13 protein-coding genes are annotated in these 15,015 nt (G+C 64.4%); 7 read left to right on the forward strand and 6 right to left on the reverse strand.

Annotated features, from left to right (window positions below; genetic code table 11):
- Positions 1–56: 56 nt before the first annotated feature.
- From trhP to gdhA, 3 genes are all read left to right on the forward strand, one after another.
- Positions 57–1,418 (forward strand): prephenate-dependent tRNA uridine(34) hydroxylase TrhP, encoded by a 1,362-nt coding sequence (trhP, locus tag VPH41_RS19925; RefSeq protein ID WP_328571278.1) that lies wholly within the window; start codon positions 57–59, stop codon positions 1,416–1,418.
- Between the two features lie 184 nt (positions 1,419–1,602).
- A complete protein-coding gene (locus VPH41_RS19930; protein ID WP_328571279.1) occupies positions 1,603–2,850 on the forward strand; it encodes a DUF819 family protein in 1,248 nt (415 codons plus the stop codon).
- A 387-nt stretch (positions 2,851–3,237) separates the two neighbouring features.
- Complete coding sequence (gene gdhA, locus VPH41_RS19935; protein WP_328571280.1) at positions 3,238–4,581, forward strand: NADP-specific glutamate dehydrogenase; 1,344 nt, start codon at positions 3,238–3,240, stop codon at positions 4,579–4,581.
- A gap of 51 nt (positions 4,582–4,632) precedes the next feature.
- Here the strand turns inward: gdhA and VPH41_RS19940 are convergent, their stop codons facing one another.
- A complete protein-coding gene (locus VPH41_RS19940) occupies positions 4,633–5,190 on the reverse strand; it encodes a flavin reductase family protein (protein ID WP_328571281.1) in 558 nt (185 codons plus the stop codon).
- A 179-nt stretch (positions 5,191–5,369) separates the two neighbouring features.
- Between VPH41_RS19940 and VPH41_RS19945 the strand changes: the two genes are divergently transcribed.
- Together VPH41_RS19945 and VPH41_RS19950 are read left to right on the forward strand one after the other, a co-directional pair.
- A complete protein-coding gene (locus tag VPH41_RS19945; RefSeq protein WP_152283982.1) occupies positions 5,370–5,999 on the forward strand; it encodes a head GIN domain-containing protein in 630 nt (209 codons plus the stop codon).
- Between the two features lie 43 nt (positions 6,000–6,042).
- Positions 6,043–6,843: an enoyl-CoA hydratase gene (locus tag VPH41_RS19950; RefSeq protein ID WP_328571282.1), complete on the forward strand. Its 801-nt coding sequence runs from the start codon at positions 6,043–6,045 to the stop codon at positions 6,841–6,843.
- Between the two features lies 1 nt (position 6,844).
- Here VPH41_RS19950 and VPH41_RS19955 read toward each other — a convergent pair whose 3' ends face one another.
- The 5 genes from VPH41_RS19955 to VPH41_RS19975 all read right to left on the reverse strand — a co-directional run bounded on the left by VPH41_RS19955 (position 6,845) and on the right by VPH41_RS19975 (position 13,001).
- Entirely contained in the window at positions 6,845–7,582 is a 738-nt protein-coding gene (locus VPH41_RS19955; RefSeq protein ID WP_287774277.1) for an AIM24 family protein, read from the reverse strand.
- Positions 7,583–7,585: 3 nt separating this feature from the next.
- Entirely contained in the window at positions 7,586–8,227 is a 642-nt protein-coding gene (locus VPH41_RS19960) for an AIM24 family protein (RefSeq protein ID WP_034784288.1), read from the reverse strand.
- A 17-nt stretch (positions 8,228–8,244) separates the two neighbouring features.
- Positions 8,245–8,862, reverse strand: a complete 618-nt coding sequence (locus VPH41_RS19965; RefSeq protein ID WP_226941483.1) for an AIM24 family protein — start codon at positions 8,860–8,862, stop codon at positions 8,245–8,247.
- A 157-nt stretch (positions 8,863–9,019) separates the two neighbouring features.
- On the reverse strand, positions 9,020–12,184 hold the full coding sequence (locus VPH41_RS19970) for a S8 family serine peptidase (RefSeq protein WP_328571283.1): 3,165 nt from the start codon (positions 12,182–12,184) through the stop codon (positions 9,020–9,022).
- 1 nt (position 12,185) lies between these two features.
- A complete protein-coding gene (locus VPH41_RS19975; protein WP_328571284.1) occupies positions 12,186–13,001 on the reverse strand; it encodes an NF038120 family PEP-CTERM protein in 816 nt (271 codons plus the stop codon).
- Positions 13,002–13,439: 438 nt separating this feature from the next.
- Between VPH41_RS19975 and VPH41_RS19980 the strand changes: the two genes are divergently transcribed.
- A complete protein-coding gene (locus VPH41_RS19980; RefSeq protein ID WP_328571285.1) occupies positions 13,440–14,348 on the forward strand; it encodes a histidine kinase in 909 nt (302 codons plus the stop codon).
- On the forward strand, positions 14,345–15,013 hold the full coding sequence (locus VPH41_RS19985; protein ID WP_328571286.1) for a response regulator transcription factor: 669 nt from the start codon (positions 14,345–14,347) through the stop codon (positions 15,011–15,013). The genes VPH41_RS19980 and VPH41_RS19985 overlap by 4 nt, the downstream gene beginning before the upstream one ends.
- Positions 15,014–15,015 lie beyond the last annotated feature (2 nt).

Raw genomic sequence — 15,015 nt, forward strand, 5'->3', positions numbered from 1 at the left:
AGGGCAATGCAATGCGCGCGCCGCCCGCCTACAATCGCCGGCTTTGCCCATCCCCCATGCGCCACGCTCCCGAATTACTCCTGCCTGCCGGCTCGCTGGCCAAGATGCATGCCGCCTTCGACTATGGCGCCGACGCCGTCTACGCGGGCCAGCCCCGCTACAGTTTGCGCGTGCGCAATAACGATTTTTCGACCTTGCAAGCCTTGCAGGAGGGCATAGACGGTGCGCATGCGCGCGGCAAGCAATTCTTTGTTGCCAGCAACATCTTCGCCCACAACGCCAAGCTGAAGACGTATTTGCGCGACATGGAACCGGTGATCGCCATGCGTCCCGACGCCCTGATCATGGCCGATCCGGGCCTGATCATGATGGTGCGCGACAAGTGGCCGGACGTCCCCGTGCACCTGTCCGTGCAGGCAAATGCCGTCAACTGGGCCGACGTGAAATTCTGGCACCGCATGGGCCTGACACGCGTGATCCTGTCGCGCGAACTGTCGCTCGACGAGATCGAGGAAATCCGCCAGCGCTGCCCGGAAATGGAGCTGGAAGTGTTCGTCCACGGCGCCCTGTGCATCGCCTATTCGGGCCGCTGCCTGCTGTCCGGCTATTTCAACCACCGCGACCCGAACCAGGGCACGTGCACGAATTCCTGCCGCTGGGATTACAAGGTGAAAAACGCGGCGGAAGACGCCAGCGGCGACCTGGGCGGCATGCAGGTGGTGCCGCTGGCATTTCACCAGGCGCTGGCCGAGGCCGACAACAACGCGTTTTCCGCCCTGCACCAGCAACCGCGCCACCCGCTGGCCGACCAGCCGTATCTGATTGAAGAAGCGCAGCGCCCGGGCCAGCTGATGCCGATACTCGAAGACGAGCACGGCACCTACATCATGAATTCGAAGGACTTGCGCGCCGTCGAACACATCGAGCGCCTGGTGAAAATCGGCGTCGATTCGCTGAAAGTCGAAGGCCGCACCAAGTCGCTCTACTACGCGGCGCGCACGGCGCAAGTCTACCGCCAGGCCATCGATGACGCCGTCGCGGGCCGGCCCTTCGATATCAGCCTGCTGGGCCAGCTGCAAGGCCTGGCCAACCGCGGCTACACGGACGGTTTCTATCAGCGCCACCACACGCAGGCGCACCAGAACTACATGCGCGGCGCGTCCGAGGCGGACCGCAGCCAGTACGTGGGCGACGTGCTGGGCGTGACGGACGGCTGGGCCAGGGTGGAAGTGAAAAACCGCTTTGCCGTGGGCGACCGCATCGAAGCCGTGCATCCGGGCGGCAACCGCGACCTCACCGTCGCGCGCATGCTGGCCGACGACGGCAGCGAGATCCAGGTGGCGCCCGGCAGCGGCCACTTCGTGCGCATCGAACTCGATGGGGCGCTGGACAAGGCCTTGCTGGCCCGCTATTTGTAACCGCCAGTCTGGGGCGCACAGTGGTGAACCAGTATGTAAGTGTTTGATTTGACAAGTAAAAATCTTCGCCCCAGCGCTTAAACAATTTGTTTAAGCCTCAACATTGCTATACGATACGGCCACCCTGCGCCCGGGGGCCGTATCGGCATCCCGTGCGTTCCTGACACGTTCACCGGAACCCCCGATGCCACCTGCCACTCCTGCCCTCATCACCAATGACGCCGTCGTCCTCGGCCTGCTCGCCATGACCCTGGGAGCCGTTTTCTGGACCGCTTCCCGCCCGGATGGCTTCTGGAAAAAGTTCTATACGTATATCCCGTCGCTGCTGATGTGCTATCTGATCCCGGCGCTGCTCAACACCTTCGGCGTCATCGACGGCAGCACGTCGGGCCTGTACGCCGTGGCGCGCGACTATCTGCTGCCCAGCGCGCTGGTCCTGCTGTGCGTGGCCATCGATTTCGGCGGCATCATCCGCCTCGGCCCCAAGGCCATCATCATGTTTCTCACCGGGACGCTGGGCGTGATGCTGGGCGCCCTCGTCTCGTTCGAAGCCTTGCGTTTGATCCACCCGGAAACGGTGGCGGGCGACACGTGGCGTGGCATGACGACTGTCGCCGGCTCGTGGATAGGCGGCGGCGCCAACCAGGCAGCCATGAAGGAAGTGTTTGACGTGGACGCCACCCTGTTTGGCCAGTTCGTCGCCGTCGATGTGCTGGTGGCCAACATCTGGACGGCCGTGCTGCTGTTCCTGGCCGGCCGCGCAGGCGCGTTCGACCGCTGGACGGGCGCGGACTTGTCCGCCATCAATGCGCTCAAGGACAGCATCGAAAGCTACCGCGCCCAGCACGCGCGTGTTGCCAGCCTGACGGACATCATGATCATCCTCGGCGTGGGCCTGGGCGTGACGGGCCTGTCGCACTTCCTGGCCGGCCCCATTATCAGCTGGATCACCACCTTGCCGGCCGCCTGGCGCTTGCAGGATTACAGCCTGACGTCGGCCTTCTTCTGGATCGTCGTGCTCGCCACCACGTTCGGCCTGCTGCTCAGCTTTACCCGGGCGCGCAGCCTGGAAGGCGCAGGGGCATCGACCATCGGTTCGGCCATGCTGTACGTGCTGGTGGCTACCATCGGCATGCACATGGACTTGAAAGCCCTGCTCGACAAGCCCTTTTTATTCCTGCTGGGCCTGATCTGGATCGCCGTCCATGGCGGCCTGATGCTGCTCGTGGCCAAGCTGATCCGCGCGCCCCTGTTCTTCATGGCCGTGGGATCGCAAGCGAACATCGGCGGCGCCGCCTCGGCCCCCGTCATCGCCAGCGCCTTCCACCCGGCCCTGGCGCCCGTGGGCGTGCTGCTGGCCGTGCTCGGCTATGCGCTGGGCACCTATGGCGCCTACATCACGGGATTGATATTGCGCAGCATGGCGGGATGATCAAGATACTGGCGTGCGCCAGGCAAGCTGCATGACACACGACAACGCCAGCCTTTGGGCTGGCGTTGTCGTTTCTGCGCGGAACATGGCGGCGACCGCTGCGTGCAAGCGCCCGTAGCGCGCCGGGGAAAGCTGGTGACCAGCGGTATCGCATCATGACGATGCCAGCGCGCCACGGCGTGGACCAGCCTTGCCCTGGCGCGGCAACGGCAGTGCCACTTGGTTGTTTTTCCTGGCAGACCAGTTGCCTTTCCAGCGACAGCAAAGCTTCGCCAGAAAATCCCCAAAATGTAGCAGAAACCCCTCAAAACCAAATTTCCGCACTATTTTCGTGCAAAATCTGCGATGATAGTTGCCCAAATAACCGATTACCTCCATGGAATTCTGATGAAATACGCATCTGCTCACGAGTATGTCCAGCATGTCGCCGCACGCAATCCAGGTCAACCCGAGTTTCTGCAAGCCGTCACCGAAGTCATGGAGAGCTTGTGGCCGTTCCTGGAACAGCACCCGAAATACGCGGAACAAGGCTTGCTGGAACGCTTGATCGAGCCGGAGCGCGTGGTGATGTTCCGCGTGTCGTGGGTCGATGACCATGGACAGGTGCAAGTGAACCGCGGCTACCGCATCCAGCACAGCATGGCCATCGGACCGTACAAGGGCGGCATCCGCTTCCACCCGTCCGTGACCTTGTCCGTGCTGAAATTCCTCGCCTTCGAGCAAACGTTCAAGAATGCGCTGACGACCTTGCCGATGGGCGGCGGCAAGGGCGGCGCCGATTTCGATCCGAAGGGCAAGAGCCCGGGCGAAGTGATGCGTTTCTGCCAGGCCTTCGTGAGCGAACTGTTCCGTCATGTGGGTTCGGACACGGACGTGCCGGCCGGCGACATCGGCGTGGGCGGGCGCGAAGTGGGCTACATGGCCGGCATGATGAAAAAACTCAGCAACCGCGCCGACTGCGTCTTCACGGGCAAGGGCGCCAGCTTCGGCGGCTCGCTGATGCGTCCGGAAGCGACGGGCTACGGCACCGTGTATTTTGCCGAGGAAATGCTGAAAACGCGGGGCCGTTCGTTCGAAGGCATGCGCGTGTCCGTTTCCGGCTCGGGCAACGTGGCGCAGTACGCGGTGGAAAAAGCCATGGCCATGGGCGCCAAAGTCATCACCGTCTCCGATTCCAGCGGCACCATCATCGACGAAGACGGCTTTACGCCGGACAAGCTGGCCATCTTGATGGAGATCAAGAACCATCTGTATGGCAGGGTCAGCGACTACGCGGAACGCACGGGCGTGCGCTTCGCGGCGGGCGCCTCGCCATGGCATGTGCCCGTCGATATCGCCCTGCCCTGCGCCACGCAAAACGAGCTGCACATCGACGATGCGCGCACCCTGATTGCCAATGGCGTGCAGTGCGTGGCCGAAGGCGCCAACATGCCCACCACCATCGAGGCGGCAAAAGCGTTCGAGGCGGCCGGCGTGCTGTATGCGCCGGGCAAGGCCAGCAATGCGGGCGGCGTGGCAACATCCGGCCTGGAAATGAGCCAGAACGCGGCCCGCATGTCGTGGCCCCGCGAAGAAGTCGATGCACGTTTGCTGCAGATCATGCAAGGCATCCATGCGGCATGCAAGCAATACGGCACGCGCGCCGATGGTTCCGTCAGCTATGTGGATGGCGCCAATATCGCCGGCTTCGTCAAAGTGGCCGATGCGATGCTGGCGCAAGGGGTGATTTAAGACGACTCATTTGGGGTCAGACCCGGCGGGTCTGACCCCAGCAGTGTTCGCCTACGACATTTCAGGCTTCATCAAACTCTTGCGGCTGATGGTCCTGCCCGACACCATGAACTCGCCATTGCCCCGGTAGTGCAGGGTTTCGGGCAGCTTGGGCGAGGTGGCCACGTGGGCTTTCACGCACTCGAAAATGAAAAAGCCCCCTTTCGGATTGCCCGCCACCTGGGCCAGCTTGCATTCGAAGTTGGCGTAGCACTCGGCAATCAGGGGCGCGCCCACCTGCTCGGCCGGCTGCGCCGTCAAGCCGAAGGCGGCGAACTTGTCCGTGTCTTCGCCGCTGCAGTTGCCGATGGCGACCACCTGGTCGACCATGTCGGCCGTGGGCAGGTTAATCACGCACTCCATGCTGCGCTTGATCATTTCATAGCTGTGGTTCGCGTCGGAAATGAAGCAGCCCAGCAACGATGGCGTAAATTCCATCAGCATGTGCCAGGCCATGGTCATGACGTCGCTCTCGCCCTTCCAGGTGGAACTGACCAGCACCACCGGCCCCGGTTCGAGGAAGCGGCGGATATCGGCGACGGGATAGTCTTCTTTGTGGTAATTTTTCATGCAGTCTCCAGGACGCGGTACGCCATAGCATAGCCGAACGGCACCTTGCCGGGCGCGCGCCTGGCCGGCAGCGGCGCTGTCTCATCGATGCCGCGATTTGTGCAGTGCATCGCAACTTTCTCCCTTTTGCGAGAGCTTCCGCCCTAGAATACACTGATCAACTATTCAAGGAAACCGCCATGCGTCATCTGTTTCAGTTGTCCATCCTGTCCCTTGCCTGCCTCGCGAGCGTCGCGCATGCCGACGAGCAGGCGCGCACGGTGGGTGCCTTCAACGCCATCGACATCCGCGGCCCCATCAACATCGAAATCGAGTCGGGCAAAGAGCAGACCCTGCTGCTGCGCGGCGACCAGAAGTTCCTCAGCGGCGTGATCACGGAAGTGGTCGACGGCGAGCTGAAAATTTCCATGAAAGACAAGGACATCAAAAAAACGGATGGCGATCCGCGGATCATCATCACCATGCCCACCTTGCGCAAGCTGATCGCGGAAGGTGCGGGCGAAAAGATCCTGACCAAGCTCAATGGTCCGCGGGTCGACATCAGCTACAAGGGCGCGGGACGCCTGGCCGCCGATGGCCAGGTCGACTGGCTGCGCCTGAAAGCGCAAGGCGTGGGCGAAGTCGATACGAAAGCCTTGCTGGCGAAAAACGTCGACGTCAATTTCGACGGCATCGGCTCCGTCAAGGTGTATTCCTCGGGCGAGCTGAACGCCGTGGTGCGCGGCATGGGCGAACTGACCTATTACGGCAAGCCGAAGATCGTGCACAAGTCGATCGCCGGCATCGGCAGCGTCAACGCCGCCAAATAAGCGTTATAGACAAAAACAAGGCCATCAGGCCGCTGGAGACCGCATGACCGCAACACATGACACCGCAGCGCCGCTGGTGCTGCGCGAGGACGAGGGTGGCCTGGTCACCCTGCGTTTGAACCGTCCCCTGCAATTCAATGCCCTGTCGGAAGCCATGCTGGCGGCGCTGCAAGCTGAACTCGACCTCATCGCCGGGCAGCCGCACGTGCGCTGCGTGGTGCTGGCCGCCGAAGGCAAGGCTTTTTGCGCGGGCCACGACTTGCGCCAGATGCAGGCCACGCGCCAGCTTGCGTATTATCAAACCCTGTTTGCGCAATGCTCGCGCGTGATGCAAGCCATTCAAACCTTGCCCGTGCCCGTGATTGCCCGCGTACACGGCATCGCCACGGCGGCCGGCTGCCAATTGGTGGCCAGCTGCGACCTGGCCGTGGCGGGCGCGTCGGCACGCTTTGCCGTGTCCGGCATCAACGTGGGCTTGTTCTGCGCCACGCCGTCCGTGGCCCTGTCGCGCAATGTATCGGCCAAGCGGGCCTTCGACATGCTGGTGACGGGCCGCTTCATCGACGCCGACACGGCCGCCGACTGGGGCTTGATCAATGAAACGGTGGCCGACGCGGCGCTCGACGACGCCGTGGCGCGCCTGGCGCAGCAGATCATGGCGAAAAGCCCCACGGCCATCCGCCACGGCAAGCAGATGTTTTACAAACAGCGCCAGCTGCCGCTGGACGACGCGTATGCGTATGCGGGCGACGTGATGGCGCGCAACATGATGGAAGAGGATGCGGACGAAGGCGTCACCGCTTTTTTAGAGAAGCGGCCGCCCAGCTGGGCGACCGTCAAGTAGCTTAACGCTGTTCCTTCATCTGCTGCTGGACAGAAAGACTCAAGGTCCCCAGGTCTTCCTTGCCCAGCAGCGGCAATTGCGCCAGCAGCTGGGCAAGGGCGGAACTGCCCGTCACGTCCAGTTCGGACGACTGCACCAGCACCGTGCCGGCGCCCGTGAAGTCGATCTGCTTTTCCTCGCCAGACAGACTGAAACCCGTGAGCGCGCCGGCGGCCGAGGCCCAGCCCTGCACGTGGGCGTAGTCGTAGTGATAGGACGGGCTGGGGCAGTCGGCCCAGCCCAGCACGGCCTGCTCGTCCACGCGGCACGGCAGTTCGAGGAAATGCACGGGACCGTTCGACGAGGCGATCACTTTGCCCGTGCCTATCATGGTCAGATAGCCGGGCAGGGTCGATTCCTGGCAAATCACGTCCTTGGTAAAACCCAGCAGGTTTTTCGCGCGGATGGTCATGTTGGCGTTGTCCAGGTCATAGCACGCCAGGTCGTTGCCATTGTCGCCCAGGATCAATTGCCCCTGCCCTTGCGCCACGACAAAGTGGTGCACATACTTGGGGGCATTGAAGGCATTGCGCACGATCAGGTCGAGCACGCTGCTGCCCATGGCTTCGAAGCGCAGCTCGCCATAGAAGGCGATCATCTTGCCCTTGCGAATGAAGATCTGTTCCTTGACGTCGATGACATACGAAAAACGGTTCAGGTTATCGTTCTTCGGCAAGGTATCGGGGGTGTAAATCGTCATGGCTTACCTTTCGCTCGCTTGGATGTAGACCGTGCCCTGGCCCGTAAACTTCACCTGGTAGGACTCGCCCGATGCCTGGCCGACGAAGGTTTTCCAGTTCAGGTCCGTGACGATGGTCGAGCTCAATTGCCCCGTGTGACCGATATACGCTTGCGGGTCCACGAACACGGGCACGTCCGGCGTGACGGGCAAGCCGATGGCATTGCCGTCGGACAGGATCGCCACTTCGCCCGTGCCTTGCAAGGTGGTGGTAAACAAGCCCTGGCCCGAAGCCATGCCGCGCACCACGCCCTGCACGCCGCCCTGGTTACCGAGGAACATGGTACCGGCCGTCAGGCGCGCATCGAAGGCCAGCAGGGAATCGCTTTCCACATAAAAGGTTTCGCCGCGCACGGGGACGATGGTGACGAACAGGCCGCCCTGCGCGTAAAACACGCTGCCCGTGCCGCGCGCCGACATCAGGGCATAGCCCTCGTTCGTGACGGCGCGCATGGCCAGGCTTTGCACGCCCTGGCCGGCCAGGAAGGAACGGCTGAACGCCACGTCGCCCTGGTAGGACACCATGGCGCCCTTGCGCGCGAACACTTCTTCATTGCCGAGTTTAACCTCGAGCATCTTTTCATTGATCTGCTGATAGACAGGCATCGCGGGTCCTCACTGACTTAACGTTCGGCGGGCTGGATAAACACCACGCCCTGGCCTGTGAATTTATGCTGGTACGATTCGCCCGAGCTCTGGCCGATCATGGTGCGCCAGTTGACGTCGAAGACGAATTCCTGGCGGATGTCGCCCTTGAAGCCGACGAAGGCGTCCGGGTCCACGCGCAGCGGGTGCGCCGGCGTCACTTCCAGCATGATCAGGTTGCCGCGCGAAATGACGGCCAGGTTGCCGTGGCCTTCGACGGTGGTGGAAAACAGGCCCTGGCCCGAACTGGCGCCGCGCAAGCCGGCAAAGCTCGTGCCCGTCTTCAGGCTGGTGTCGTAGGCCAGCAGGCTGCTGCTTTCGATGGTCAGCTTTTCGCCCGTCAACGGAATGACGGTGATCTCGGCCGCATTCTGCGCGAAAAACACGGTGCCCGTGCCGGCGGCCTGCATCACCTGCATGCCTTCGTTCGTCACCTTGCGCTTGAGCGCGCCAAAGATCCCCTCGCCGCCGAGCAGGGATTTTTCAAATTTGATGCTGCCCGTATAGGCGACCATGGCGCCGGCAATGGCCAGCACTTTTTCATCCTGCAGGCGCACTTCCAGCAGGCGGTCGGTATTGGTGCGGAAACTGGTCACGCGCGACTCCCCAAGAATGCCAGGGCACAAAGCCATGGCTGTTCGACAAGATACCGGGGCGATGTGCGCCATGCAAGCGCTATTCCTCCCGAACGGGGGTGTCCAATAAAAAAAAGGCGTGCCCGGAGGCACGCCTTGCGTTCACACCAGCGGCGGATTACTCGGCCAGCACCGGCCTGGCGCCGCGCGCGTTCTGGAACAGCGGCACGGGATCATTGGTATTGACCTCGACCACCGTGACGCCCTGCACCACGCCAGCCACCTGGTAGCCGACGGCGCCCAGGTGGCGCTTGCCTTCGGCCAGGTTGGACCAGCTCAGCGAGACGGAAGCCGTACCGCCCGTGAAGGCCGTGCCCGGCATCAGCGCCTTGAAGCTGCCGTTGGACAAGCCCGGCGCCAGCACCCACGACGACAAGGTGTAATCGGCCTGGCCGTTTTGCGGCGCGAATCCGATCACGCACACCTTGTAGGTGCCGGCGGCGGGCAGGCGCAGTTCCACTTGCTCATTGGAACTTTCGTTGCCGCTGCTGCCGACCAGCACATTAGCGGCGTTGTAGACCTCCATGTCCATGTCGGTATTCGCGCCGCCCGTCGTTTCCGCGTCGTACGTGGCGAAGCGCGCCGCCAGGGTACCGGCCGGTATCACCACGTTGTGCACGTTCACGCCCGTGGCGCCGCCGGCCTTGCAGGCGGCCGATGCGGCAGCGCCCGTCGATGCCTGGCCGATCGTGCGCGTTTCACGCACGGCTTCGACCAGACCCGACTTGACGCCGACCAGCGCACCCGAGAAGCCCGTGCCCAGGGTCAGCACCTTGCTGCCCGTGGCCGCTTCGCTGCTGACCAGCGGAATGGCGGCCAGCGAGGTGCCGCGCGCCGTCAGCGGGCTGCGTACCGTGTGCGTGCCATCGGTCCAGCTCAAGGCGCCGTACGTCCAGGTATTGGCCGGCGCCGTGGTGCGCGTCAGCTTGACCTGGTACTGGCCCTTGGCGCCCGGAGCCAGGTTCAGGCTGGTTGGCGTCACCGCCACCGTGTAGCCGGGCAGGCTGGCCGAGACGGTGTAGACGGCGCTGCCGGCGCCCACGTTCGTCACCGTGCGCGTCAGGGTTTGCGTGCCCAGCACATTGGCCGCCGTCAGCGACGCCAGGTTCAGGTTGTAGGCAGCGATGCTGCCGATGGCCTGGCACGTGGCGGCGCTGTAGACCTTCAGGTTCAGGCCGCACAGGAAGCGCGCATAGTCGATTTCCGACATGTCGTACACGAGGCCGGGATCGGCCGCGCTGTTCGGCGCGATGTGGCCGGCGCCCTGGCCCCATGGCAGCTGGCCCGAGTTCTTCGCCGTGGCATCCCACGACACGGAACCGTTCAAGCCGTCCGAATAGGTGCTGAAGGCCGTCGTCATCAGCGCCGACTTGATGGCCGCAGGCGACCAGTCCGGATGCTGCTGCTTGAGCAGTGCCGCCACGCCCGCCACGTGCGGGCTGGCCATCGAGGTGCCGGAATAGAAATCCCATTCGGCCGCCGGCGCCACGCCGCCCGCTGCCACGGCATCGCGCTGCGCCTGCGTCAGGTCGGCCGTCACGCCGGCCAGCACGTTGGTGCCGGGCGCCGACAGGTCCGGTTTCAGGATGTTCGCGTTGGCCACGTTCGGGCCGCGCGACGAACGGTCGCTGACGATCGGCGCCAGCACCGTGGTGTCCGGTATCGTATGCACCTCGTCCAGCGCCGCCGTGCCGTCGGGCGTCGCCGCCATGAAGGCCTTCAGCGCGTCGCCCTGCGCCTGCGCCAGGTGCACGGTCGATAGCGCATGCGCCTGGTTGAGGATGGTGTTGGCGCCACCGGCCACGTTGGCGATGATCACGCCCGCCGCCCCCGCCGTCTTGGCGTTCGCGCTCTTGTTGACCAACACGTTGCCGCCGCGGTCGCACACCAGCACCTTGCCCGCCACTTTCGCCGGGTCCAGGTAGGCCGACGTGGCATCGGCCACGCCGAAGCAGCGCAGCAGGTTGACATCCGTCGGCAACACGCCGGCCAGGCCCGCGTCGCGCGCCTGGATCAGCGGCAGCGCCGGCGTCTTCGCATTGCTCGATGCGCCTTCCAGCTTCGTGCCGCTGCTGAGGATCACGTTGGCCGCGTACAGGCGGTTGTGGGTGGAATTGGCCACTGTCGCCAGCCAGGGGCTGATGTGCGACACGGGCGCCGGCACGTCCGGTGCGGGCGTGGCCGGGCCGGAATTGCCGCCGGACGTAGCCACGAAGACACCGGCGGCCGCCGCGCCGAGGAAGGCCACTTCCGTCGGTTCGTCGAAGGCGCCGCCGCCCGCGTTCGGGCCGATGGAGAAGTTGATGACGTTGACGCCATCCTTGACCGCCTGGTCGATGGCGGCCACGCTGTCGGCCGTGGCGCAACCGTTGCGGCCCGTCGAGGCGGCCGTCCAGCAGACTTTATAGGCGGCGATGCGGGCGCGCGGCGCCATGCCCGAAGCCTTGCCCAGCGATACGCCGTTCGAGGTGGCCAGGGCGCCGTTGTTGCCGCCCGCCGTGGACGCCGTGTGCGTGCCATGGCCGCCGTGTCCCGTCAGGCCGGCGACGGAATCGCGCGGCGACAGGAATTCCGTCCAGTGCAGCGCGGACGTGGCGGCGCGGTAGTAGCGCGCGCCGATCAGCTTGTTGTTGCAATTCTCGGCGCCAAAGCCTTCGCCTGTCTGGCAAGTGCCCTGCCAGTTGGCGGGCGGCGCGCCGTACACGACGTTGTTGCCGCTGTGGCTGGGCACGCCGTTCTCGTCGAGACGGTCGGCAAAGGCCGTGTTCTCGGGCCAGATGCCGCTGTCGACGATGCCGATGATGATGTCTTCACCCGCGTGCGCCTTGCCGCCCAGCTGCTCCCAGATGCCGCCCGGCTTGTCCAGGCCCAGGAAGCTGGGCGTGTAGCTGGTGTCGAGCTGCAGGATGGAGTCGGCGCTGATGCTGGCCACGCCGCTGTTTTTCTTCAGGGCCCGCACTTCATCGTCCGTCAGCAAGGCGGAAAAGCCGTTGAAGACGACGCTGTACTGGTGCGTGATTTCGGCTGCGCTGACGGTGCCGGCCACGGCGGCCTGTTTGGTGTCGAGGTAGTTCAGGTAAGCCTGCACGTCGGCGGCGCCCACATTGATGCGCGCGCCCGGGGCGGGCTTGGTGGCGGCCAGGCCGTCGACCTGGCCCGTATAGGTGGCGGCCGGCTTGTCGACCAGCTGCACGATGTAGGAACGGCGTTCCTGCGCCTGGGCCGCTTGCGCCAGGCTGGCGGCCAGCAGGAGAATACCGAGCGAAACGGGACGTAATTTCATCTTACGCTCCTTGCACGGTGGAGGCGGCGAACTTGCCGGTACGGCGGCGCGACAGCATGCCGATGGCGCCCAGGCCGGCCAGCATCAGCATGTAGGTCGACGGTTCCGGCACGGCGCTGATGTTGATATTGTCGAGCGCAAACTGGCCCTGGTTGAAGGCGGGAAAGTCGAGGGAATTGCTGCACGCGCCCGTATCGTTGAAGATGCACGCATTGAAGGTCAGGCCCGTAAACGCATAGTTGCTGAAGCCCGCCAGCAGCGAAGCGCTCTGGAAATGGTAATTGCCGTCGCTGCCCTGGCCGGGAAACGCCAGCGAGGTGCTGATCACCTGGCCGTCGCTCAAGGTGCCGTTCAGCTGCAGCTGGCCCCAATTCTGGTTGGGCAAGCCGGACACGGGGGCGATGAAGGAATAATCGAAGCCGGCCAGGGTGAATGCCTGACGGTCGGCGCGCGAGAAGTTCACGCCGCCATCGTTGAGGATGGCCAGGTAATTGCCGGTGGCGCCCTGCGGGCAGGCGGCGATATCGCACGACGAACCCACGCGGCCATTGAGGATGGCGCCCACGCCGCTGACGCCGCCGCCGGCCGCCGTGGTCGGATCGGCCAGGAACAGCAGGTTGTAGCTCGACGTATTGAGCGTCTGGCCGCTTTCAAAGACATCGGGGCGCAAGTTGTCGAAAGTCAGGACACCAGCCATGGCCGGCGCCGAAGCCAGCACGGACAAGCCGGCCAGCGCGGCAAGGACGGTGGCGCGGCCGCGGATAGCGGACGGATTGACGGTGGCGGGCGATACCCGCGCATGTGATAAACGATTCATTCTATTCCCTTGATTGTTGTGGATAGATAGGTCGGCAGGTCTGACGCCCGCTTTCAGCTTTTTCACAAAAGTGTCAACAAATATAGCAAATCGCATAAAACAAATATCATATTTTTAATATCATTTATTTATTTTTTATCTAGGTCCGCGAAACTTTGTTTTGTTTTATCTATGAAAGCTTGAGCAATCTCAACGTTACATCTGAACAACAATCCATCGCACTGCAGACGCGCGCGCCAGCGTGCGGGCGCAACTTCGGATAAGCTCGAAAACCGCGCCTGCCGCGCCCTCCTCGCCGTCACATCGCGGTACACCTGTTCCATCCTGGAACACTTGCCTGTCCCCCTGCGCAACGCATGACGCGTCCCGTCGCGCCACTGCGCCGATGGCATGAAGCTTGCACAACCAGAAGATCGACCATGCCCGGGGAGCAACACCATGCAACACGACCAACTGGCCGCCAGCGGCCGCACAGGCACGCGCCCGGCCCGGCGCAACATCATGTGCTGCGCCCTGGCGCTGGCCTTTTTCCTGCTGGCCGCCAGGCTGGACCTGGCCGAACGGCTGACGCAGGCATTCGCGCGGCAGGAACACTGGCAGCTCGATGAACTGGTCCTGAGCCTGCTGGTGCTGGTACTGGCGCTGGCCGGTCTTGCCGTGCGGCGGGAACGCCATGTGGCGCTGCTGCTGGCGCAGAACCGCGCTCTCACGCAGCGCCTGCTGCGCGCGCAGGAAGAGGAACGCTGCGCGCTGGCGCGCGAACTGCACGATGAAGTGGGACAGGATTGCACGGCCATCCGCGCTGCCGCCAGCTACATCCTGCGCGCCGGCGCAAGTGACCAGGCAAACGTGCAGGCGTGCGCCGCCAGCATCGCCCGCTCCTCGGAAGCGCTGCATGCGATGGTGCGCACCATGCTGCGCCGGCTGCGCCCGCCCGTGCTCGACAGCCTGGGCCTGGAGGCGGCCCTGCAGGCGCTGTGCGACAGCTGGGCGCAGCAGCACGGCATCGCCTGCCATTTCGCGCCGCACGCCATCCCCGCCGGCCTCGACGACAGTACCGCCACCGCCATCTACCGCCTGGTGCAGGAAGGCTTGACGAACGTGGCCCGCCACGCGGGGGCCGACCGTGCCACGGTGGAATTGCGCGCCGATGCGCACGGCTTGCTGCACCTGGCCATCGAAGACAATGGCCAGGGTTTGCGCCAGGATGCGCAGCAGGAATCCGGTTTCGGCATGCTGGGCATGCGCGAGCGCGTGGCGGGCCTGCGCGGCCATATCCGCTGGATCAGCGCGCTGGGCAACGGCTTGCGCATCGAAGTGGCCCTGGCCGCCCGGTGCGCGGCATGAGCGCCATGAACGGCAACATGCGGCCGATCCGCGTGATGCTGGTGGACGACCATCCCGTGGTGCGCACGGGCTACCGGCGCCTGCTGGAACAGGGCGGCGACATCGCCATCGTGGCCGAGGCGGGCAATGGCGAAACGGCGTATGACTTGTACCAGGAGCAGGCGCCCGACGTCTGCGTGACGGACCTGTCCATGCCCGGCATCGGCGGCCTGGAATTGCTGCGCAAGCTGCTCGCGCGCGATGCGGCTGCCCGCGTGCTGGTATTCAGCATGCACGACACGCCGCAGCTGATCGCGCGCGCGTTTGACGGCGGCGCCTGCGGCTTCATCAGCAAGCAAGCCGACCCGGAACACCTGGTCGACGCCGTGCGCGCCGCCCACGCGGGCCGGCGCTACCTGGACCCGCACAGCGCGCCCTGCGTGCTGCAGGGCGCGGCCAGCGCGGAAGCGCAGCGCTTGAGCAGCCTGAGCCAGCGCGAATTCGAGATCTTCCGCCTGCTGGCCGAAGGCCGCAGCGCCGCCGACTGCGCCCGCCTGCTGCACGTGAGCAGCAAGACGGTGGCCAACCACCAGACCTGCATCAAGGAAAAGCTCGACGTGCCCGGCCCCGCCGCCCTCGTCCACCTGGCGCTGCGCAACGGCATCATCGAGCAGCGCCAGCCCTGACC

It is taken from the genome of Janthinobacterium sp. P210006 (assembly GCF_036231885.1).
GTDB classification, from domain to species: domain Bacteria; phylum Pseudomonadota; class Gammaproteobacteria; order Burkholderiales; family Burkholderiaceae_D; genus Janthinobacterium; species Janthinobacterium violaceinigrum.

What these genes read in the sequence shown, in the direction of transcription:
- trhP (WP_328571278.1), top strand. Translation starts at nt 57, where the DNA reads ATGCGCCACGCTCCCGAATTACTCCTGCCTGCCGGCTCGCTGGCCAAG.
- VPH41_RS19930 (WP_328571279.1), top strand. Translation starts at nt 1,603, where the DNA reads ATGCCACCTGCCACTCCTGCCCTCATCACCAATGACGCCGTCGTCCTC.
- gdhA (WP_328571280.1), top strand. Translation starts at nt 3,238, where the DNA reads ATGAAATACGCATCTGCTCACGAGTATGTCCAGCATGTCGCCGCACGC.
- VPH41_RS19940 (WP_328571281.1), bottom strand. Translation starts at nt 5,190, where the DNA reads ATGAAAAATTACCACAAAGAAGACTATCCCGTCGCCGATATCCGCCGC.
- VPH41_RS19945 (WP_152283982.1), top strand. Translation starts at nt 5,370, where the DNA reads ATGCGTCATCTGTTTCAGTTGTCCATCCTGTCCCTTGCCTGCCTCGCG.
- VPH41_RS19950 (WP_328571282.1), top strand. Translation starts at nt 6,043, where the DNA reads ATGACCGCAACACATGACACCGCAGCGCCGCTGGTGCTGCGCGAGGAC.
- VPH41_RS19955 (WP_287774277.1), bottom strand. Translation starts at nt 7,582, where the DNA reads ATGACGATTTACACCCCCGATACCTTGCCGAAGAACGATAACCTGAAC.
- VPH41_RS19960 (WP_034784288.1), bottom strand. Translation starts at nt 8,227, where the DNA reads ATGCCTGTCTATCAGCAGATCAATGAAAAGATGCTCGAGGTTAAACTC.
- VPH41_RS19970 (WP_328571283.1), bottom strand. Translation starts at nt 12,184, where the DNA reads ATGAAATTACGTCCCGTTTCGCTCGGTATTCTCCTGCTGGCCGCCAGC.
- VPH41_RS19975 (WP_328571284.1), bottom strand. Translation starts at nt 13,001, where the DNA reads ATGAATCGTTTATCACATGCGCGGGTATCGCCCGCCACCGTCAATCCG.
- VPH41_RS19980 (WP_328571285.1), top strand. Translation starts at nt 13,440, where the DNA reads ATGCAACACGACCAACTGGCCGCCAGCGGCCGCACAGGCACGCGCCCG.
- VPH41_RS19985 (WP_328571286.1), top strand. Translation starts at nt 14,345, where the DNA reads ATGAGCGCCATGAACGGCAACATGCGGCCGATCCGCGTGATGCTGGTG.